The following is a 20,183-nucleotide window of genomic DNA, read 5'->3' on the forward strand; positions in this document are numbered from 1 at the left end:
TAAATTAGATTGGAGTGAGAAAGTATGGCGAAAAAAATGCCTGAAATAGGCGATTATAAGTATGGTTTTGTCGATAAAGACGTTTCTATATACCGAGCAGAACGCGGATTGACAAGAGAAATTGTTGAACAAATTTCGAAAATGAAAAATGAGCCTGAGTGGATGCTGCAATTCCGCTTGAAAGCTTTAGACCATTTTTATAAAATGCCAATGCCTCAATGGGGCGGCGATTTGTCTGCTTTAGATTTCGATGAAATTACTTATTACGTAAAACCTTCTGAACACTCAGGACGTTCTTGGGATGAAGTTCCAGAAGAAATTAAACGCACTTTTGATAAGCTCGGAATTCCTGAAGCGGAACAAAAATATTTAGCAGGTGTTTCTGCCCAATACGAATCAGAAGTTGTGTATCACAATATGAAAGAAGACCTTGAAAAAATGGGCATCATTTTTAAAGATACAGACAGCGCCTTAAAAGAAAACGAGGACATCTTTAAAAAATATTGGGCGACGGTCGTTCCGCCGACTGATAACAAATTTGCCGCTTTAAACTCTGCAGTTTGGTCAGGGGGTTCATTTATTTACGTTCCGCCTGGAGTAAAAGTTGATACGCCTTTGCAAGCATATTTCCGAATTAATTCAGAAAACATGGGACAATTTGAACGGACGTTAATTATAGTTGATGAAGGTGCCCACGTTCATTATGTTGAAGGATGTACGGCGCCTGTCTACACAACTAACTCGCTGCACAGTGCTGTTGTAGAAATCATTGTGAAAAAGGGAGCCTATTGCCGCTATACAACAATTCAAAACTGGGCAAACAATGTGTATAACTTAGTAACGAAACGTGCGGTTTGTGAAGAAAATGCAACAATGGAATGGATTGACGGAAACATCGGTTCGAAATTAACTATGAAATATCCTGCAGTCGTTTTGAAAGGTGAAGGTGCACGCGGCATGACATTGTCCATTGCCCTTGCCGGTAAAGGTCAACATCAAGATGCAGGAGCGAAAATGCTTCATTTAGCGCCGAATACTTCATCTACGATTGTTTCGAAATCGATCTCGAAACAAGGTGGAAAAGTAACGTACCGAGGTATAGTCCATTTTGGTCGGAAAGCAGATGGAGCACGTGCAAACATTGAATGCGACACATTAATCATGGATAACCAATCAACTTCCGACACGATTCCATATAATGAAATCTTAAACGATAATATATCTTTGGAACATGAAGCAAAAGTATCGAAAGTATCTGAAGAGCAGCTGTTTTATCTCATGAGCCGCGGCATTTCTGAAGAGGAAGCAACCGAAATGATCGTCATGGGATTCATTGAACCATTCACAAAAGAGCTGCCAATGGAATACGCCGTTGAAATGAACCGCCTCATCAAGTTTGAAATGGAAGGAAGTATTGGATAATCCTTATAATACTAAGGGGGTGTCTAATAAGTCGTTTTTACGGCTTATTGACGCCCCCATTAATGTTTTAGAAAAGTTGATATATCGGTGTTTATAATTTTTTGTTTTCAATGGGGATTTGACTTTCTGGACAGTCCCACAATTCACCCACAAAAATTAGATATTCATGTTTGTATACCGTTAATACAACTCCAGTGCCTCGTCCTCAATTTTCTTGGTCACATGGAGATATGTGTCAGCGGTATTTTTATGCTTTAGTATCTTAATCTTTCGCTCCAGCTAAAGGAGAGCATCATGTAAAGAAAGAACAAGGAGTTTGCATGTTTGCACACTTCTGTGGCAGCAGGAAACGTCACTCACCGGACTATTTCTATAGTTTACATTGCATAACAGCTTTTCTCCAATGCCAATAGTGGCTGTGAGAAAGAAGAATCAGAAGGCTTTAAAATTTCCCTTGCCCCTCTCCTCTAGAACACCATAAATGATGGCTTACGTTTTTCTATGAGTCTTGAACATTTCTCATACCAAAATAAAACCGAGCCGCAAATCATTGCAAGGAGAATAAAAGATAACAAGAAAAATAATGGATTGATAAAACCAAATGCTATATTATTTGCAGTAATTTCATCTCCTGATAAAAATTCATCATATTAGGAGTATAAGATGTTGGCCAAATATAACTGTTCCTAAAATATATAATTATGGAGTGCAAGAGAAACAATCACGGCTTCTTTCACGATCTTCAACACAACCACCTTAATACATTTGTATTGCGCGTCATTTTCTGAAGCCGCATCCTTTTTAATGAGACCCTTTCATAAAGAAGAAGCAAACTTATTTATACGATCAAAATATATTTAGCCCTAAGCGATAATTTACCTATTAAAATCCCATGTCCATTCCCAAAACTTACTACCTTGGGCTACTATAAAGTAATCAAACCATTTTTCAAAAGTCAGGTTTAGAAACCCAAACGGATCGTCCAAACTTCCGCCGTTGTCAAGCCAATAAAGATATCCTTTTCTTTCGGGAGCTAAAGCTATAATGAGCCGGCAGCCATCGTAGCCATATCCAATAGGAAACCAATCTGGAGGATAATCAATATATTGATAATCCTCTAGTATCTCTTCGACAGATAATAATTGCAGTCCACCTCCGTTTTCAGGATCATCAAATAATGTAGCACCATTACATATTTTCAGAAAGTCTTCATAGTCACTAGGAATATTAAAAGGCAGCTTCTTGATTTCTTCTTCTGTTGCAGGGGGATTGAAACGAAATTGTAGTTTTCCTAAAAATCCTTCTTCATTTTGAACAACCAGCATATTCTTTTCATCTAGTCTTTTATTCAAAGCATCTAAAGTCATTTTGATTCGTACTGACATGTTGTGGCTATCACTCCTTTTATCATTCATCCAGCAAGGACTAACAATCTTTCTGTGGAAATCCTTTTACAGTTGTATGAGGTTACTAAAATTGTAGAATACGGTGTATTTTATCATTTGGCCAAACTGTGCTCTTATATGTTTATTATACCATTTTCTGTAATTTTTCTATCTGAAGTAGTCCAATTGGCAGCATCAGCTTTTTCAAGTTGTAAATGATGAATCTGTGAATTATTTCCTGATCATAGATCCTTATAACATCTTTACTTTACCTGTTTTTTCGATCAGCAACTGTACAGGATGAGATATTTGAACTTTTTTGTTGCAAAACTCTTTATTTTTATTGTTGTTATAAATACAATGTCCAAAAATACTGCCAGCCTTTTATAACAAAAAAATGCTTAAATCGTGAATCTTTTTCGATGCTGTATTATGATGAGTATATAAAGACTACATTGATAGGAGTAAGAAATGATTTACATAGGCTTGACAGGTTGGGGAGATCATGATTCTCTCTATCCATCCGGAACATCATCGAATGATAAATTAACGATTTATGCAGGACATTTTCCTGTTGTTGAGGTCGATTCCACTTTTTATTCGATACAGCCTGAGAAAAACGTTCGAAAATGGGTGAACGAGACGCCCCAAAATTTTCAATTCATTGTAAAGGCGTATAAAGGAATGACTGGACACGAAACAGGCTTAGGATCTTTCGAAAGCCGCTCAGAAATGTTCGCTGCTTTTTATAAAATGATTCAGCCCTTTCAAGAAGCGAATAAATTGGCAATGGTTCTTTTTCAATTTCCCCCTTGGTTTCACTGCAAAAGAGAAAATGTTGATTTCTTGCGATGGTGCAAAGAGCAAATGAAGGATGCCCCTTGTGCACTAGAATTTCGCCACCGCTCCTGGTTCCTTCCTACATATTATGAAAAAACGCTTCAATTCATGGAGAAGGAAGGGTGGATTCACACCATTTGTGATGAGCCGCAGGCAGGGGAAAATTCAGTTCCGACCGTATTATATTGCACGAATAGAGAAAAGACCTTGGTAAGATTTCATGGACGAAATGTTCATGGATGGCTGAGGCCAAAAGAAGGGAATTGGCGTGAAGTACGATATTTATATAGATATAATGAACAAGAGCTTGATGAATGGAAAGGACACATAAAAATGCTGAAAAAGCAAACTAAAGATCTCTATCTCATTTTCAACAACAACTCGGGCGGAGACGCGGCGGACAATGGAAAAGAACTGATGAAAAAGTTAGGAATTACATATCATGATTTAGCGCCAAGGCAGCTTGATTTATTTGAGTGTTTTGAAAAGTATCCCACTGAAGGAGAGAGCGACTTTGATTGAGACGGTTCATATATATCATACGAATGATCTGCACAGTCATTTTGAAAATTGGCCGAAAATCGTTCATTATCTAAAAACAAAAAAACATATTCATAAAAGTAAAAACGAAACTGTTTTTTTATTCGATATCGGCGATCACGTCGATCGCTTTCACCCAATTACTGAAGCGACCGGGGGAGTCGCAAATGTTGAGCTGCTGAATCATTTAACTCCAGATGCAATAACGATTGGAAATAATGAAGGAATTACTCTTCCTTTTGAAGCATTGGATCGGCTGTATAATCATGCACAATTCCCTGTCATTGTGTCTAATTTATTTTACTTAGACGGTACTAGACCAAAATGGGCAAAGCCTTATGTGATTAAACATTTACAAAATGGAGTCCGAATCGGTATTTTAGGCGTAACGGTTTGCTTTGAGCAATTTTACCGTCAGTTAGGGTGGATGATAACAGAACCGATGGCAAATATAAAAGAAACATTGGAGGAAATCCGGGGCAAAGCAGATGTTATCATTCTTTTATCACACCTTGGAATATCCGATGATGAATGGATTGCTCAACAATTTCCTGATATCGATGTTATATTAGGAGCCCATACACATCATGTGCTTGATCGTGGAAAGCTTGTAGGCAATACGCTTTTGGCGGGAGCAGGAAAGTTTGGACAGTGGCTTGGACATATTGAACTTAAGATCGACTCTGCTCAAAAGAAGCTGGTAAATAAAAAAGCGGAGATTATTGAAACGAAAACGATTGAAAAAGAAGATGTTTTTACTATAAAGTGGCTTGATCAAAAAAAAGCTGAAAGTGCTCAAAAACTTAACGAAGCTGTTGTGGAATTAAAAGAAGAATTACGGATTGATTGGTTTTCAGATTCACCATTTGCAAAACTGTTGGCTTCCGCTTTAAAAGAATGGTGCGATGGGGAAGTTTCCATGGTGAATGCCGGAGTATTGCTTGAATCGCTTCCGAAAGGACTCGTCACAAAAGGCGATTTGCACCGGATTTGTCCTCATCCGATTAATCCTTGTAAAATCATGGTTCAAGGCGATCAATTAAAAGAAGTTATTTTACAAGCACGGACAAAAGAAATGGAGCAATTGAAGCTTAAAGGATTAGGCTTCAGAGGCAAAGTAATGGGGCGTATGGTTTTTGACGGCATTGAAACGGTCATGGAAACGTTGGAAGATGGCAAGGAACATGTGAAAAAGATCTTTGTAAATGGAAAACATCTTGATCAAAATCATGTGTATGCAGTGGCAACTATTGATATGTTTACATTAGGTCCATTATATCCGCAATTAAGCCGTGTAAAGAATAAAATATACTTCATGCCTGAATTGCTAAGAGATGTACTTGCTTGGAAATTATCGAAACAGTTCCTGCAAATCCATCAATAAATTTTTGTCAACATCTCCTTTCCTTTCATAAAGTGAAGTAGGGAAGGAGGGTATTTTATGGTATCTGTATCGCCGGTTAAAATTGGTGATCATCAATTTACCGCCATTACCATTCAGCTGCCAAAAACGAATTTCATGGCTGTTACAGCCGAAAAAGGTTATATTATGTGCGGTGCGCTTGATGTAGCCTTATTGAATGAAAAATTAAAAGAGAGAAAAATTATTGCCGGCCGCGCTGTCGGAGTGAGGACAATTGAGCAGCTTCTTGAAGCCCCATTGGAATCAGTCACAACAGAAGCGGAGGCAATTGGCATTAAGGCAGGGATGACAGGCAAAGAAGCACTATTGAAAATGGTAGAAAAATAAAAAACAACCATTATCTTTTTATAAAAGAATGATTATTGCTCATCTATAGTGTACAGATGAAAGAAGTTTCCAAAACGTACCATCTATGAATTTAAATAAGATGTATTCCTTAATGGATTTTTCAACAGACATGAAAAAGTATTTTCTATCATTTGATCAGTGATATAGTCGCAAGTAATTGCCATTCAGTCGAGTAAAAAACATAAAATTGATTCATAAAGAGCCCGTTCCTGAGTTGGTGCGGGCTCTTTATTTTTTTTCTTTTTGCCATTCAAGCCGTTCCCATAGTTTTAAATGCGGATAAGGGTCAAAAGACCACTCGGTTTTACCGTTGTCTTTATACATCCCGTAATGCAAGTGCGGCGGGAATTTGCCAGATGTTCCTGGAGGGCCGTAGCCGCTGCTTCCGACAGAACCGATGATTTGCCCCGGTTTTACGATTTGTCCAACGTGAATGTCTTTGGCAAAGCCGTTTAAATGTGCAAAATAATGGTACGTATTCTGAATGTCCCGAATACCGATTCTCCAGCCCCCATAGCGATTCCAGCCTTTCATTTCGACAATTCCGTAGCAAGTGGAACGAACCGGTACGCCATAATGTGCAAATATATCTGTGCCTTCATGAATTCTCCGGCCGCCCCATCCACGCGCATCTCCCCATGTGTCACGGTAGCTGTAATCAGTTCTGACGGGAAGAGGAAAAGCATGCTCGTTTAATTGCAGATGCCCGAAATGTTTGAACAATTTCATATGACCTAAAATAATTCCGACCGTTTTATCACGGTGATAATAAGACCATAAACCAATTTTTAAATTTTCTATATCATTACCATATTTTGATAAAAAATGTGCAAAACTATATAAGACATCTTCATCATGATCCATTTGCGCTTTGCCGTCGCCGTTTCCATCCATTCCGATTCCCCCGAATAGCTGAATGCTAACCGGATTTTGGTCGTTCAGATTCGGATTGGCTGTCCCAGCCCATTTATCAGGAGGAATGTAAATGCCAATAACTCCTTTTTGTTTTGGGATATCATTTTTTATTTTTCTGACGTTTCGTTCGTATTGGTCGCACGCAGCCAATACATACCAAGGAATCTGGGTGATGGCTTCCACCTTTTTATACAGGCTCATTCGCAAATGATTTATTTGTTGTTCAGTTAATTGACTGGACGCATTGGCATGGCTGGAAAATAAAGATAAAAGTGCAGCCAATAATAACATTTTTCTGAGAACCACAATTGATAAACTCCTTTCCATCATGTCATGTCTTAGTGTAAGAAAAAAGTAAAGTTTCAATGGCTGGAAATTGAAGGAATATAAAATTCCTTTTTCTTGTCCAATATCTTTCCTTATGTTAAATTGACTATAGTGTATCATCTTTATTTTTTTAATGATTACATATTGGAGATGATGAAAAATGGCTCAAAAAGAAGAAAGTTTACGAAAACCTGAATGGCTTAAAATAAAATTAAATACAAACGAGAATTACACAGGGTTAAAAAAATTGATGCGCGAGCAAAAGCTTCATACGGTTTGTGAAGAAGCGAAATGCCCCAATATTCATGAATGCTGGGCAGTGAGAAGAACGGCAACATTTATGATTTTAGGAAGCGTTTGTACACGCGCATGCCGCTTCTGTGCAGTGAAAACAGGACTGCCAACCGAGCTTGATTGGCAAGAGCCGGAGCGTGTAGCGGATTCCGTCCGCATTATGAACTTAAAGCATGTTGTCATCACTGCAGTTGCCCGTGATGATTTGAAAGATGGCGGAGCAGCCGTTTTTGCTGAAACGGTTCGTGCTGTGCGCAAAAAAAATCCATTTACTACAATAGAAGTTCTTCCATCTGACATGGGCGGAGTGTACGAAAATTTAAAAACATTAATGGATGCTAAACCTGATATTTTAAACCATAATATTGAAACTGTTCGGCGCTTAACCCCAAGGGTTCGCGCTCGTGCAACCTATGAACGTTCTTTGGAGTTTTTGCGGAGAGCAAAAGAAATCAATCCGGATATTCCGACAAAATCAAGCATTATGATCGGGCTTGGGGAAACGAAAGAAGAAATTATCGAAGCGATGGATGACCTTCGTGCAAATCATGTTGACATCATCACAATCGGACAATATTTGCAGCCTACGAAAAAACATTTAAAAGTTCAAAAATTTTACCATCCAGATGAATTTGCAGAATTAAAAGAAATTGCTTTGTCAAAAGGATTCAGCCATTGCGAGGCAGGTCCGTTAGTCCGTTCGTCTTATCATGCTGATGAACAAGTAAATGAGGCAGCCAAACAGCGGCAGGCAAAAGCTTAAAGCCACAGAGCCGTCAAGAACTTCTTGACGGCCCGTTTTAATAAAAATAGGTAAATAACCTCTAAAAAATTCACCTATGCATCAACGTTTATTTCATTGATCTTTTATGTCGTGATCAATACTTTCGTTCATTTCTCCGAATCCTTCGCCATTTGCATTTTCACCAGCATTCAATTTTCTTCCTTGGGGAGACTTTAACATGCGCTGAATGGTCTGGTTTAAATTGCGGTTAATATTTGGAGACTCTCCATCAAGAGTGCTGTATGATTCGATTTCTTTAAACAGATTAGGATTATCGGTTACATAAATATGAAAATAACGCGGAACAATGGATGCAGCTGTCTTTTTCACTTGGTCAGCTGTTTCAAATTTGTTGTTTGAATCGGTTTTATACGCTATAAGAACTTCTTCATCTGTTACGAGCGTAGCAGCATCATGAACATTTGGAAGCTGGACGGCAAGCCTTCCGATTACGTCTGCTAATTGTTCCCGATTGATGACAGGAGTTTTTACTGTGGCTTTCTCTATTCCGGCTGTTGGACTTTTTTGATGCCGGACATATCCAAAGCTGTCTGAATCTTTATTGCTGTTATAATTATCATTTCTTTCTGCCACGTTTACAGTATTCCCGTTTTCATTATATAGACCTTTTCCTTCTTGATCATATTGGCACCCGCTGGCTGCAAGCGCAGCTATGATAAAAGGAGTAAAAAGCCTTTTTTTCATTTCAGCACCTCCTTATAATTTTAGGATTGCCGCTTTTAAAAAATTGTTGTCAGGCAATTGATGGAGGGAAATCATTTGTTTATGATAAACATATGGAAGAGGGTGAATTTGTAAATGATCACAATTTTTAATCAAACATACGAGCTTATAAAAGATTTTAAAAATGGTTTTAATGAAGAGGCTTTTAAAGCAAGGTACAGTGAAATTTTAAACAAATATGATTATATTGTCGGCGATTGGGGATATAGCCAATTGCGGCTGAGAGGATTTTTTGATGATCAAAACCAAAAAGCAACACATGATACGAAAATCAGCTCATTAGATGAATATTTGTATGAATATTGCAATTTCGGCTGTGCTTATTTTGTATTAAAGAAAATAAAAAAATAAACGCCAGATGCAAAAACATCTGGGTGTGAAAAAGTAATCAGGACGGCATACAGCCGTCCTGATTACTTTATTTCATACGGGTCTTCTTCATTTTTATCAGGTTCATCATGAGGAGGATGACTGCCCGGAAATTGTCTCGGCAAATTCTGATGCAAGGATTTGAATTCATAGTTAAAACTGCTATATGGACGCTGACCTTCTTCCCAAGGTGTGCTTTTATTCTCCACAGGTTCATCCTTTCCCCGCGGAGCTCCGTAGGCGCCTTCCGGCATATCCTCCGGGATAATATAGTTTCGCATTGTTTCCACTACTGAAAAATCAGTATATTCATTTTGTTTGTCCATTTTGTTCACCTGTCCATGATTTTACCATTATCGTTCCTCATGGAAGGTAATTTATTCATTAGACGATCTCATATAAAAACTCCCGAAGCTCTTTTGCGTCTTCATCATTTAATTGATAAACATCTTCTAAATACCCCGGTTCTTTAAGATCATCTTCCCCAATGATCGCAAACCGGTTGCTTTGCAAATTTAGTACAAGATATTTTCCGTAATAGCGGTCCGATTGAATAATGGCTAAATCAAAGCGTTGATTTTCTCCCATAAAGCTAACAAATCTTGTTTTTGTCTCGACGGTTTCATCATACAAAAAAAAGCGTTCGGCCATGATTCATTACCTCCGTTTCTTATAATTGCATTGTAGCATAAGATGATGCATTCACAACGATTTATCGCAAATTTGTGAGAAAACTTACCTCTGCTTCGATTCGCATAGCGATTTTTCTGTTGAAATAGAAGCAAAATAACACAATTTTTTTATCAGCCCGCACATCTGCTGCCAATCAGCCCATGATTTCTGTATCGAATGGGAAGTTAATTGGAGAAACATATCATGAATCGGCACGAAAGTCATATTCAAAATCCTCCTCTGCTTGTCATGAAAAATCGTCATCTGTAAAAGCAATTTTTTGTGCCTTTACTAAATTGAAAAAATCTAAGCGGATCGGATCCTACCCGGCATGCAAGATGTATCAAACCGCGGAAAGCTTGCGCCTGCTCAATAACGAAATCCAAATTTTAGAAACATCAGCTCTGTTTGCCAAAATCGATCCGTCTAACGAGAGGATTTTAGTGCTCTGCTTTAAAAAACTCAAAAGTGTGTAAAGTAGTAGGTAGTTCAAATGGTCGAGTATGGTAAAATAAAAAACGGATACAAAAACCTTAAGAAAGGAAAGAAATCATATGTATTTTGTGGACAGAAAAAAGATTGAAGATACTGTAAAATTTGTAGAAGATCTTGTATCCATGTTTGAAGGACATCAACAGTGGGAGTCTGATGTTGAAAAAAAAGCGTTGGAGCGGATTGCCCAATTGTTGATTGAGGCGATTTTAGATATCGGAAACGGAATTATTGACGGTTTTATTATGCGGGACCCGGGAAGCTATGAAGATATTATTGACATTTTAGAAGATGAATCTGTCGTTGACAGCAGGGATGCGGAAGGATTAAAAAAATTAATTTCCTACAGAAAAATGCTCGTTCAAGATTATTTAAACATACGGCATGAAGAACTGTATGATTCAATATCAACCCATTTACAAGTTTTGAGAAATTTTTGCCATCGTGTTCGAACCTACTTGGAAGATGAACTAGGACCAGTTACAGCTTTTAAGCCGTAATGGATTGATTGAAGGAGTGAAAAAAAATTGAAGAAATATAAAGGATATTTCATCGATTTAGACGGCACCATGTATCGGGGTACAGAAAAAATTGAAGAAGCTGAAGAATTTGTTAAAAAACTGAAGGAAAAAGGAATTTCGTACTTATTTATGACAAACAATTCTTCTAAAACCCCGAAGCAAGTAGCTGAAAAACTAATCAGTCTCGGCATTCCGGCGGAAGAGCATCAAATTTTAACTTCAAGCATTGCCACAGCCAATTTTATTTGGGAAAGAAAACAAAATGCTTCTATATATGTAATCGGTGAAGAGGGGCTGCGAAAGGCCTTGGAGGAAAAAGGTTTTCGCTTCGTCGATGAAAATCCGGATTTTGTCGTTGTGGGTATTGATCGAAACATCAATTATGAAAAGCTTGCCAAGGCCTGTTTAGCGGTTCGCGCAGGTGCAACATTTATTTCAACAAACGGGGATACTGCTCTGCCGACTGAGCGAGGACTGCTTCCAGGCAATGGCGCCATTACATCGGTCATTTCAGTATCTACAAATGTTCAGCCGATTTTTATCGGAAAACCTGAAAAAATTATTGTAGAGCAAGGGCTGAAAATGCTGAAAACGAAAAAAGAAGAAACGCTTCTTGTCGGAGATAATTACGAGACGGATATTAAGGCAGGTATCCAATCAGGGATGGACACCCTTCTTGTGCATACAGGCGTAACAACGAAAGAACACTTAAAAGATAAAGAAATACAACCGACTTATACAGTGAATAACCTTTCGGAATGGCATGTGCTATGATGAAGCCTTTTTCTTTTCCAGCTGATTTCACAATAGGTGCTCCGCTGCCCCTACTGTGAATCAGTGGATCGATGGGCGAGCCGGCTTGAAGCTGCCGCTGCAATGGCTCCGACAATATCATCTAGAAAAGTATGACACTTACCTGTGCTTTTATCGTTTAAATGAGCAAGTATACCAGGCTTTTGTTTATCGATATAGCCATAGTTCGTAAACCCGATTGATCCGTAAATATTCACAATGGAAAATGCAAGAATTTCATCAATTCCATATAATCCTTCATCCGATTGGATGATCGACTGAAGAGGCTCCTGTAAACCCCCCTTTTCTGCTAGAACATCTAATTGAATTCCGGTTAAAATGGCATTTTGAACCTCTCTTTTCGAAAGAACTCTTTCCACGTTTTGCAAACAGTCTTCCTTTGTTAAGTTCGGATAATATTGCTGCTGTAAAAAATAGACGAGCTCTGCGATGTCATCCGGTGTAACTCCTCTATCTTTCAGCCATTTTCTTGCAGTTTGCTCTATTTTATCCATGTCGTTCACCCTATCTTTTACAAGTATATGAAAGTGCTGAAATCGGCTGTGACGCCGATTTCAATAAATTCTTGCTTAAATTTTCAAAAAGCATCAACATCTTTTTTATATTGTATACACAAAAGCTTTTCTACATGTTATAGTTTATGGCATTTTTTCATTATTTATATTGGGGTGTTTTTTTGAACAATGGATTTATAGGGGGAACTAGGAATGAAAGAGCTTTTAAAAAAGCATTATGGAATAGATGTACTCGACTTTTTTTCAATTGGTCAATGGCAGGGGTTTAAAACAAAAAGAAATATCGGTTTTATTGCTGCTGTTTCACATATTGACCATAAGGAGCTTTATGAACTGTATGAAATGAGTCGTTATCTCCTTATGACTAACGAGAGAAAAGCTGCTTCGTTTTTATTAACTGTAAATGGGGATCTTACGGCAGAACATAATGGAACGCGCTACGCTGTGTTTCAAATACCTCATCAAACAAAGCGGCTTAATATAACTTCTCTCGGAAAAGAGCTGTCATTTTTTCACGAAGTTGGCAGAAGGCTGCCTTTTACTCCCGTTCATTCGAATCGAATTGGGCAATGGAGAAATTTATGGGCAAGGCGGATCGATCAAATGGAGCAATTTTGGAGTATTCAAATTGCTTCAAAGCCTCATCACGCCTTTGACAAGCTATTTATTGAATCCTTTCCATATTATTTAGGCTTAGGCGAAAATGCCATCCAATATTTAGCGGATACTGAGCTTGATGATCGACCATTGCCGGTTGATTCCGGCACCATATGTCATCAACGTTTTACGAGAGAAATATGGGAAAACGCATTTTCATTGCCTGTTGATTTCGTTTTTGATCATGGAGGAAGAGATATTGCTGAATGTTTAAGGTATGATTTTCTGACAGGAAGGCAAACAATTGATGAGCTTTTTTTGGCAGAATACGACCGAGCGTCTCCGTTATCCTCTTTTTTTTGGCGGTTAGTTTTTAGCAGGCTTTTGTTTCCTGTTCATTATTTTGAATGTGTTGAAAACTATTATCTTGCAGAGGAAGAAGAAAGGGATTCTCTGCAATTTCAAATGGAAAAAATTTTGCAAACATCTTCGCAGTATGAGCAATTTTTATCTTCGTTTTCATCTATGATATATTTGAGGAAAAAGCAAATTGTATTGCCGGCTTTGACATGGTTATAAAAGGTTCAGTCGCATTTTGTTGTGGTATCATAAAAAAGAAAGCAGCTAAAATCTTGCAGCTGTTTCGAACAAAGCATTGATTTTGTCATATCAATTCAAAACAATAGCTATTTATTAGAAGAAGGAGAAGATGAATCAGTGACCCAATATATTTTTGTAACAAGAAAACTGCCAGAAAACCTATTGGATCCTCTTCGTTCTATCGGAGTTGTCGACATATGGGAGCAGGATTCTCCATGTCCGAGGTCTGTATTATTGGAAAAGGCAAAAAAAGCTGATGCTCTGCTTACAATGCTGTCAGACCGGGTGGATGAAGAACTGCTTCAAAAAGCCAAAAAATTAAAAATCGTTGCTAATTTAGCAGTCGGGTATGACAATATCGATCTCGAAGCGTCGAAAAAGTACGGCGTGACTGTAACTAATACACCGGATGTACTAACAGATACGACTGCCGATTTAACCTTTGCTTTGTTAATGGCAGCGGCAAGAAGATTGGTTGAAGCTGCGGAGTATGTAAAAGAAGGAAAATGGACAGGGTGGTCTCCATTTTTGTTGGCAGGAAGCGATATCCATCATAAAACGATTGGGATCGTTGGCATGGGGAAAATTGGAGAAGCTGTTGCGAGACGGGCAAAAGGATTTGATATGGAAATTTTGTATCATAATCGTTCAAAGAAACCGGAAGTGGAAAAAGAGCTTGGAGCGAAATACTGCACATTTGATGAATTGCTAGAGAAAGCCGATTTTGTCGTTAATTTAACACCATTAACAAATGAAACGAAAAACTTGTTTGACGAGGAAGCCTTTAAAAAAATGAAAACAAGTGCAATATTTGTTAATGCTGGCAGAGGAGCATCTGTTGATGAAAACGCTTTGTATAATGCTCTAAAAACTGGTGAAATCGCTGGTTGTGGATTGGATGTGTTTAAAGAAGAACCGATTGATTCCAATCATCCGCTTTTATCATTGAAACAAGTTGTAGCACTTCCGCATATCGGCAGCGCGAGTCGGGAAACCCGCATAAAAATGATCGAACTTTGCGTCGAAAATATTCAACGTGTGTTAACGGGCGAGAAACCGAAAACAGCCGTTGTTTAAACGCCCAAAAAGCGTTTACATATGCGGATGATGAAAATTTCTCTTGTAAAATCAGTCATTGAAATTTATAATGTCTTATAAAACAGTTAATGTCTTTTTACGGCAGACAATTGTCTATTATAAATAAACATAAGGGAGATGAATTGGTTGGAATCAATCTCAGTAGGACTGCTCGGTTTAGGCACCGTTGGTAGCGGAGTAGTAAAAATCATTGAAGACCACCAGGATAAGCTCATTCATTTAATCGGGTGCCCGGTGAAAGTAAAAAAAATTCTTGTTCAAAATACAAATAAAAAAAGAGACGTTCATGTAGAACCTTCCCAATTAACGACAAATGTTCATGAGGTAATAGAAGATCCGGATATTGACGTTATTATTGAGGTCATGGGGGGAATTGAGCAGACACGGGAATATTTGCTTGAAGCATTAAATCGGAAGAAGCATGTTGTGACGGCAAATAAAGATTTGATGGCCGTGTACGGAACTGAGTTGCTCAAAAAAGCGACGGATAACGGCTGCGATCTTTTTTATGAAGCAAGTGTCGCAGGCGGCATCCCGATTCTGCGTACATTGGTAGATGGATTGGCGTCAGACCGGATTACAAAAATGATGGGGATTGTTAACGGAACGACAAACTTTATTTTAACGAAAATGTCAAAATACGGAACCCCTTATGAAGAAGTGCTGAAGGAAGCGCAAAGATTAGGATATGCAGAAGCTGATCCGACTTCTGATGTAGAAGGCTTGGATGCAGCGAGAAAGATGGCGATTTTGGCAAGACTTGGATTTTCTATGGAAGTAGATTTAGAAGATGTGGAAGTAAAAGGGATAACGGATATTACACAAGAGGATATTGATTACAGTAAACGGCTCGGCTATACGATGAAATTAATCGGCATCGCCCATCGAAGCGGTGATAAAATTGAAGTTAGTGTACAGCCTGCACTGCTGCCCGATCATCATCCGTTAGCTTCCGTCCAAGATGAATATAATGCGGTTTATGTGTACGGCGAAGCAGTAGGGGAAACAATGTTTTACGGTCCTGGCGCAGGAAGCTTGCCAACTGCAACCGCTGTTGTTTCGGATTTAGTAGGCGTATTGAAAAACATGCGTCTAGGTGTAAATGGAAGAAGCGCCGTAGCCCCGCAATATCAGAAACAATTGAAGGCACCTGAAGAAATTTTTGCCCAATACTTTTTACGAATTCACGTAGAAGATCAAGTTGGAGCTTTTTCAAAAATTACATCCCTCTTTTCAGACAGAGGTGTAAGCTTTGAGAAAATTCTCCAATTACCTCTGAAAAATAAAGATTTAGCGGAAATTGTCATCGTTACCCATAAAGCATCGAAAAAAGATTTTGAGGAAATTTTAATGGAGCTCCGAGATTTGCAGGTTGTTAAGGAAGTTAAAAGTACGTATCGAGTAGAAGGGAACGGCTTATTATGAAATGGAATGGACTAATTGCAAAATATAAAGAATTTTTGCCAGTAACGGACAAAACACCGATGCTGACATTGAACGAAGGTAATACTCCTCTCATTCATTTAGAAAAATTATCTGAAAAATTAGGCGTTGAGCTGTATGTGAAAACAGAAGGAGCGAATCCTACCGGTTCATTTAAAGACCGCGGTATGGTGATGGCAGTTGCAAAAGCGGTGGAAGAAGGAAGCACAACTATAATGTGCGCTTCAACTGGAAATACGTCTGCAGCTGCTTCCGCCTATGCGGCACGTGCAGGATTGCGTTCCATTGTTGTTATACCGAACGGAAAAATCGCTTTTGGAAAGCTTGCCCAAGCAGTTATGTACGGCGCAGAAATTTTTGCAATTGAAGGAAACTTCGATGATGCCTTAAAAATGGTTCGTGAAATTTGTGAAGAGCTGCCAATTACTCTTGTCAATTCTGTAAATCCTTACCGAATTGAAGGGCAAAAAACAGCGGCGTTTGAAATTTGTGAACAGCTGGGAAAAGCTCCGGATTATTTGGCGATTCCGGTTGGAAATGCTGGAAACATTACAGCATATTGGAAAGGATTTAAAGAGTTTAATGAGCGGCACCAAACAGGGCTTCCAAAAATGCACGGTTTTGAAGCGGAAGGCGCCGCAGCCATTGTAAAAAATCAAGTGATTGAAAATCCGGAAACAGTGGCAACTGCCATTCGAATTGGAAACCCAGCAAGCTGGGAATTTGCTGTCAATGCTGCCAATGAATCAGGCGGAAAGATCGATATGGTAACAGATGAAGAAATTTTGGATGCTTATCAATTAATTGCAAGAACGGAAGGCGTTTTTGCTGAACCTGCTTCAAGTGCATCTATTGCAGGAGTGATGAAAGATGTAAATTCGGGGAAAATCCCGAAAGGAAGCACAGTTGTAGCAGTATTGACCGGCAACGGATTAAAAGATCCGAATACTGCGATCGATGTGTCATCCATCCAGCCGATCGTGCTGCCTAATGAAAAGAAAGCTGTGATGGACCATCTCAAGGGAGATGGGCATGTATGAAAGAAGGAGACATGTTAAAAATTCAAGTTCCCGGAAGTACAGCCAATCTTGGCCCCGGTTTTGATTCTGTAGGGCTCGCTTTAAACCGCTATTTAACACTAGCCGTTACATTTGCGGAAAATTGGACATTTAAGCCGGTAAGTGAAGAAGTAGCAAACGTACCGGAAGGGAAAGAGAATTTAATTTATAAAGTCGCTTCCAAGCTAGCAGAAAAACATAGTGTTAATCTTCCTGCATGTTATGTGGAAATTTCAAGTGATATTCCGATGACAAGAGGACTCGGAAGCAGCGCGGCCGCCATTGCAGCAGGGATTGAGCTTTGCGATCGTGTTTGTAAACTGAATTTGAGCGATGAAGAAAAAATTCATTTTGCCAGCAAGTTTGAGGGACATCCGGATAATGCCGGAGCTTCTATAGTAGGCGGTCTAGTGGTCGGCTATTTAACAGATGACCACACATATTTTGTAAAAGTGGATAATCTGGATGTGGATATTATCGCGGTTATTCCGCCATATTATTTATATACGAAGGATTCTAGAGGCGTTTTGCCGAAGACATTTAAATTTCAGCAGTCGGTGAAAGCCAGTGCGATCAGCAATGTGCTTGTTGGGAGCATCATGAATAATAATTGGGAATTGGCAGGCCAAATGATGGAAATGGACATATTCCATCAACCGTATAGGGAAAGTCTAGTTCCTGAACTGTCAGCTGTTCGAAAGATAGGAAAAGAGCACGGTGTGTACGGGACTGTATTGAGCGGTGCAGGTCCAACGATATTGTGTTTTGCTCCAAAAGGCATGAGACACTCATTGCGTCCTAAACTAAAAGAGGCTTTTCCTCATTGTGAAGTAACACAGCTAGAAATTGATTATGAAGGGACAAAGTCTTGGTTTACTCATATTGAAAGCTTGATATAAAGAAACAAACCGGCTTTTCGCCGGTTTGTTTCATTAAAATACTTGTTCTACTTCTACGATGCCTGGAACTTCTTCCAGCAGAGCCCGCTCAATACCTGCTTTCAAAGTAATGGTAGAACTTGGGCAGCTCCCGCACGCACCTAAAAGGCGCAATTTCACAATGCCCTCTTCAACATCAACTAATTCGCAGTCTCCGCCGTCACGAAGCAAAAACGGGCGCAGCTTATCTAAAACTTCCTGTACTTGTTCTTTTATTTGAACATCTGACATACTATCGACTCCTTTCTTATCCATCATTATATTCAAAATGAGCGATAAAATCTATTTGTAAGTTTCAAATTCATTGTATCACATTTTTTTTAAATCTAATATGGATAATCTAGGAGATCATCATTTTATTAAATAGGAGAGAACAAACATGAGAAAACCGGTAGAAATTTGCGTTTATGGTGCAGAAAACTTATGTCCAAGCTGTGTAAATTCGCCTTCAGCAAAAGATACATTTGAATGGCTGGAAGCAGCACTGACTAGAAAATATCCAGATCAGCCATTTGACATCACATATATTGATATATATTGTCCTCCGGAAGATGAAGAGAAAAAGAAAATAGCCGATCAAATCGTGAAGGAAGAATATTTTTATCCCCTTGTTGTCATAAATGGAGTGGTAGTAGGAGAAGGAAATCCAAAGATAAAAAGGATTTTTCAAGAGATGGAAAAACATGGTTACCAACCTGTGTAAGAAAGAGTTTACTCGTCATCCAGAACTGTGAAAGAAAAAGTGCATTGTCGATTTCTTCAAGCCAAAAGAACAGATTCGCTAAAAAAAAAAAAAACGCTGCTTCGTTTTTTTGCATGCAAAATAATAGACAACTGTATTTCTCTTGATTTATATTTTCCAGTGAAAGAGTTCCGGAAAAAGAGAAGCCGGACGTACAAATGAACGCCCGGTTTTCTCATGCTCCACTATGATATTTATAAATCCAAAGAATTCCTGATTTTAAAAGACGTGGCACACGTCCAGTGAGTGCGCGATCTCCTACCATCCCAAAACCTGATTTTTTTCCGAGAGAACCGAGAACGCCTTTTAATTTGAACGGCGGCAGTTCCTCTGGAAGAGGTTCGTTGTTCCATTTTTTGAGCAATACTTGTACAATTTGTTCAGCCTGCGCTTCGGCAAGTTGAGCACTTGGTGCGTAAGGAAGGCTTGCACAGTCTCCAACAACATACACATGTTCATCTTGAGGAAGATGATGGTATTTTGTTAAAATAACCCGTCCTTGCCGGTCTTTTTCAACATTCAATTTCCTTACGACATAATTCGGTTGAATTCCTGCGGTCCAAACGACAACATCACAAGGAATCGGTTCATCATGGTTATAAACCATATTTGGCTCAACTTTTGTAATATTGGCGCTGTTGATTACTTCAACCCCGTGCTCTTCAAACCATGTTTGGACATATTTGCTTAATCGTTCCGGGAAGTTTGATAAGATCACTTTTCCGCGGTCAAACAGCTTGATTTTTAAATCGGATCTGCTTTCACGCAGTTCGCTTGCCAATTCAACGCCGCTCAATCCGGCTCCAACTATGCAGACTGTTGCACCTGCTCCTAAATTGTTCAGCTTTTGATACGTTTCACGTGATTGATCGATTGTTTGAATGCTGCAAGTGTATTTGTCAGCACCCGGAACATTATGATACTTGTCTTCGCATCCTAATCCGATGATAAGATCATCATACGTGATTGGAGATTGATCTTTTAAATGTACAAGCTTTTGTTCAAGGTCAATGTCCGTGACTTCACCGTAATGAACGTTCAATTTCGGGTGTTCTGGAAAGGCCACGCGCACGTGCTGATCTGAAATCGTTCCCGCAGCCAGCGCATAGTATTCCGTTTTTAAACAATGATAAGGGTTTTTATCCACTAATGTTATTTCGACACCATCCGGCAAGTTATTGGGAAGCAGCTTGTGAAGAATTCTCATGCCGCCATAGCCGCCTCCGAGGAGCAGTAACTTTCTCATCGCGATTCCCCTTTTCCCTGCAAATGTTTACCCCAAAACTGTGACAATCGTAACAAA

Annotated in this window: 23 protein-coding genes; 14 read left to right on the forward strand and 9 right to left on the reverse strand. The window is 38.9% G+C overall.

The features are described from left to right. Nucleotides 1–24: 24 nt before the first annotated feature. Nucleotides 25–1,422 (forward strand): Fe-S cluster assembly protein SufB, encoded by a 1,398-nt coding sequence (sufB, locus tag NSQ84_RS04060; protein ID WP_063386926.1) that lies wholly within the window; start codon nucleotides 25–27, stop codon nucleotides 1,420–1,422. An 875-nt stretch (nucleotides 1,423–2,297) separates the two neighbouring features. Here the strand turns inward: sufB and NSQ84_RS04065 are convergent. Then, the gene (locus NSQ84_RS04065) at nucleotides 2,298–2,807 is read right to left on the reverse strand and encodes an SMI1/KNR4 family protein (protein WP_162877020.1); all 510 of its coding nucleotides are present in this window, start codon (nucleotides 2,805–2,807) and stop codon (nucleotides 2,298–2,300) included. 471 nt (nucleotides 2,808–3,278) lie between these two features. Here NSQ84_RS04065 and NSQ84_RS04070 point away from each other — a divergent pair, with 471 nt between their 5' ends. Genes NSQ84_RS04070 through NSQ84_RS04080 form a run of 3 tightly spaced genes read left to right on the forward strand, consistent with a single transcriptional unit; the run spans nucleotide 3,279 to nucleotide 5,937 of the window. After that, nucleotides 3,279–4,169: a DUF72 domain-containing protein gene (locus tag NSQ84_RS04070; RefSeq protein ID WP_066249206.1), complete on the forward strand. Its 891-nt coding sequence runs from the start codon at nucleotides 3,279–3,281 to the stop codon at nucleotides 4,167–4,169. Further along, nucleotides 4,162–5,571: a bifunctional UDP-sugar hydrolase/5'-nucleotidase gene (locus tag NSQ84_RS04075; RefSeq protein ID WP_066249209.1), complete on the forward strand. Its 1,410-nt coding sequence runs from the start codon at nucleotides 4,162–4,164 to the stop codon at nucleotides 5,569–5,571. The genes NSQ84_RS04070 and NSQ84_RS04075 overlap by 8 nt, the downstream gene beginning before the upstream one ends. Before the next feature lie 57 nt (nucleotides 5,572–5,628). Beyond that, nucleotides 5,629–5,937: a DUF1805 domain-containing protein gene (locus tag NSQ84_RS04080; RefSeq protein WP_063387095.1), complete on the forward strand. Its 309-nt coding sequence runs from the start codon at nucleotides 5,629–5,631 to the stop codon at nucleotides 5,935–5,937. A gap of 249 nt (nucleotides 5,938–6,186) precedes the next feature. Here NSQ84_RS04080 and NSQ84_RS04085 read toward each other — a convergent pair whose 3' ends face one another. Next, the gene (locus NSQ84_RS04085; protein ID WP_130157080.1) at nucleotides 6,187–7,164 is read right to left on the reverse strand and encodes a M23 family metallopeptidase; all 978 of its coding nucleotides are present in this window, start codon (nucleotides 7,162–7,164) and stop codon (nucleotides 6,187–6,189) included. Between the two features lie 196 nt (nucleotides 7,165–7,360). Here NSQ84_RS04085 and lipA point away from each other — a divergent pair, with 196 nt between their 5' ends. Next, a complete protein-coding gene (gene lipA / locus NSQ84_RS04090) occupies nucleotides 7,361–8,257 on the forward strand; it encodes a lipoyl synthase (protein ID WP_063387093.1) in 897 nt (298 codons plus the stop codon). Nucleotides 8,258–8,350: 93 nt separating this feature from the next. Here the strand turns inward: lipA and NSQ84_RS04095 are convergent, their stop codons facing one another. Then, entirely contained in the window at nucleotides 8,351–8,983 is a 633-nt protein-coding gene (locus NSQ84_RS04095) for a YhcN/YlaJ family sporulation lipoprotein (protein WP_094245251.1), read from the reverse strand. A gap of 114 nt (nucleotides 8,984–9,097) precedes the next feature. Between NSQ84_RS04095 and NSQ84_RS04100 the strand changes: the two genes are divergently transcribed. Continuing rightward, nucleotides 9,098–9,373, forward strand: coding sequence for a YutD family protein (locus NSQ84_RS04100; protein WP_063387091.1), 276 nt, complete (start codon nucleotides 9,098–9,100; stop codon nucleotides 9,371–9,373). 62 nt (nucleotides 9,374–9,435) lie between these two features. Here NSQ84_RS04100 and NSQ84_RS04105 read toward each other — a convergent pair whose 3' ends face one another. The 3 genes from NSQ84_RS04105 to NSQ84_RS04115 form a co-directional block, all read right to left on the reverse strand. After that, the gene (locus tag NSQ84_RS04105; RefSeq protein WP_063387090.1) at nucleotides 9,436–9,717 is read right to left on the reverse strand and encodes a hypothetical protein; all 282 of its coding nucleotides are present in this window, start codon (nucleotides 9,715–9,717) and stop codon (nucleotides 9,436–9,438) included. A gap of 58 nt (nucleotides 9,718–9,775) precedes the next feature. After that, nucleotides 9,776–10,042 carry a DUF3055 domain-containing protein gene (locus NSQ84_RS04110; RefSeq protein WP_063387089.1) on the reverse strand — a complete coding sequence of 89 codons (267 nt, stop codon included), beginning with the start codon at nucleotides 10,040–10,042 and terminating at the stop codon, nucleotides 9,776–9,778. Between the two features lie 84 nt (nucleotides 10,043–10,126). Beyond that, nucleotides 10,127–10,288: a hypothetical protein gene (locus tag NSQ84_RS04115; RefSeq protein ID WP_157727910.1), complete on the reverse strand. Its 162-nt coding sequence runs from the start codon at nucleotides 10,286–10,288 to the stop codon at nucleotides 10,127–10,129. 329 nt (nucleotides 10,289–10,617) lie between these two features. Here NSQ84_RS04115 and NSQ84_RS04120 point away from each other — a divergent pair, with 329 nt between their 5' ends. Together NSQ84_RS04120 and NSQ84_RS04125 are read left to right on the forward strand one after the other, a co-directional pair. Then, nucleotides 10,618–11,055, forward strand: coding sequence for a DUF86 domain-containing protein (locus NSQ84_RS04120; RefSeq protein ID WP_094245252.1), 438 nt, complete (start codon nucleotides 10,618–10,620; stop codon nucleotides 11,053–11,055). A 27-nt stretch (nucleotides 11,056–11,082) separates the two neighbouring features. After that, nucleotides 11,083–11,850 carry a TIGR01457 family HAD-type hydrolase gene (locus NSQ84_RS04125; RefSeq protein ID WP_094245253.1) on the forward strand — a complete coding sequence of 256 codons (768 nt, stop codon included), beginning with the start codon at nucleotides 11,083–11,085 and terminating at the stop codon, nucleotides 11,848–11,850. Between the two features lie 50 nt (nucleotides 11,851–11,900). Here the strand turns inward: NSQ84_RS04125 and NSQ84_RS04130 are convergent, their stop codons facing one another. Further along, a complete protein-coding gene (locus NSQ84_RS04130; protein ID WP_063387086.1) occupies nucleotides 11,901–12,383 on the reverse strand; it encodes a phosphatidylglycerophosphatase A in 483 nt (160 codons plus the stop codon). 213 nt (nucleotides 12,384–12,596) lie between these two features. On the opposite strand from NSQ84_RS04130, the gene yutH reads away from it, so the two are divergent. The 5 genes from yutH to thrB all read left to right on the forward strand — a co-directional run bounded on the left by yutH (nucleotide 12,597) and on the right by thrB (nucleotide 18,099). Further along, entirely contained in the window at nucleotides 12,597–13,580 is a 984-nt protein-coding gene (gene yutH, locus NSQ84_RS04135; protein ID WP_130157051.1) for a spore coat putative kinase YutH, read from the forward strand. Nucleotides 13,581–13,718: 138 nt separating this feature from the next. After that, entirely contained in the window at nucleotides 13,719–14,678 is a 960-nt protein-coding gene (locus NSQ84_RS04140; RefSeq protein ID WP_130157053.1) for a D-glycerate dehydrogenase, read from the forward strand. A 147-nt stretch (nucleotides 14,679–14,825) separates the two neighbouring features. Then, complete coding sequence (locus NSQ84_RS04145) at nucleotides 14,826–16,124, forward strand: homoserine dehydrogenase (protein WP_186439305.1); 1,299 nt, start codon at nucleotides 14,826–14,828, stop codon at nucleotides 16,122–16,124. Then, complete coding sequence (gene thrC / locus NSQ84_RS04150; RefSeq protein ID WP_063387082.1) at nucleotides 16,121–17,182, forward strand: threonine synthase; 1,062 nt, start codon at nucleotides 16,121–16,123, stop codon at nucleotides 17,180–17,182. Before NSQ84_RS04145 ends, thrC begins: the two co-directional genes overlap by 4 nt. Next, a complete protein-coding gene (gene thrB / locus NSQ84_RS04155) occupies nucleotides 17,179–18,099 on the forward strand; it encodes a homoserine kinase (protein WP_063387081.1) in 921 nt (306 codons plus the stop codon). Before thrC ends, thrB begins: the two co-directional genes overlap by 4 nt. A 33-nt stretch (nucleotides 18,100–18,132) precedes the next feature. Here the strand turns inward: thrB and NSQ84_RS04160 are convergent, their stop codons facing one another. Further along, nucleotides 18,133–18,393 (reverse strand): NifU family protein, encoded by a 261-nt coding sequence (locus tag NSQ84_RS04160; RefSeq protein ID WP_232515736.1) that lies wholly within the window; start codon nucleotides 18,391–18,393, stop codon nucleotides 18,133–18,135. Between the two features lie 124 nt (nucleotides 18,394–18,517). Between NSQ84_RS04160 and NSQ84_RS04165 the strand changes: the two genes are divergently transcribed. Further along, nucleotides 18,518–18,841 carry a YuzD family protein gene (locus NSQ84_RS04165; protein ID WP_066249224.1) on the forward strand — a complete coding sequence of 108 codons (324 nt, stop codon included), beginning with the start codon at nucleotides 18,518–18,520 and terminating at the stop codon, nucleotides 18,839–18,841. A 214-nt stretch (nucleotides 18,842–19,055) separates the two neighbouring features. On the opposite strand, the gene NSQ84_RS04170 is transcribed toward NSQ84_RS04165, so the two are convergent. Next, nucleotides 19,056–20,126, reverse strand: a complete 1,071-nt coding sequence (locus NSQ84_RS04170; protein WP_063387078.1) for an NAD(P)/FAD-dependent oxidoreductase — start codon at nucleotides 20,124–20,126, stop codon at nucleotides 19,056–19,058. Between the last annotated feature and the right edge of the window lie 57 nt (nucleotides 20,127–20,183).

It is taken from the genome of Aeribacillus sp. FSL K6-3256, from assembly GCF_037965805.1.
Classification (GTDB): Bacteria; Bacillota; Bacilli; order Bacillales; family Aeribacillaceae; genus Aeribacillus; species Aeribacillus composti.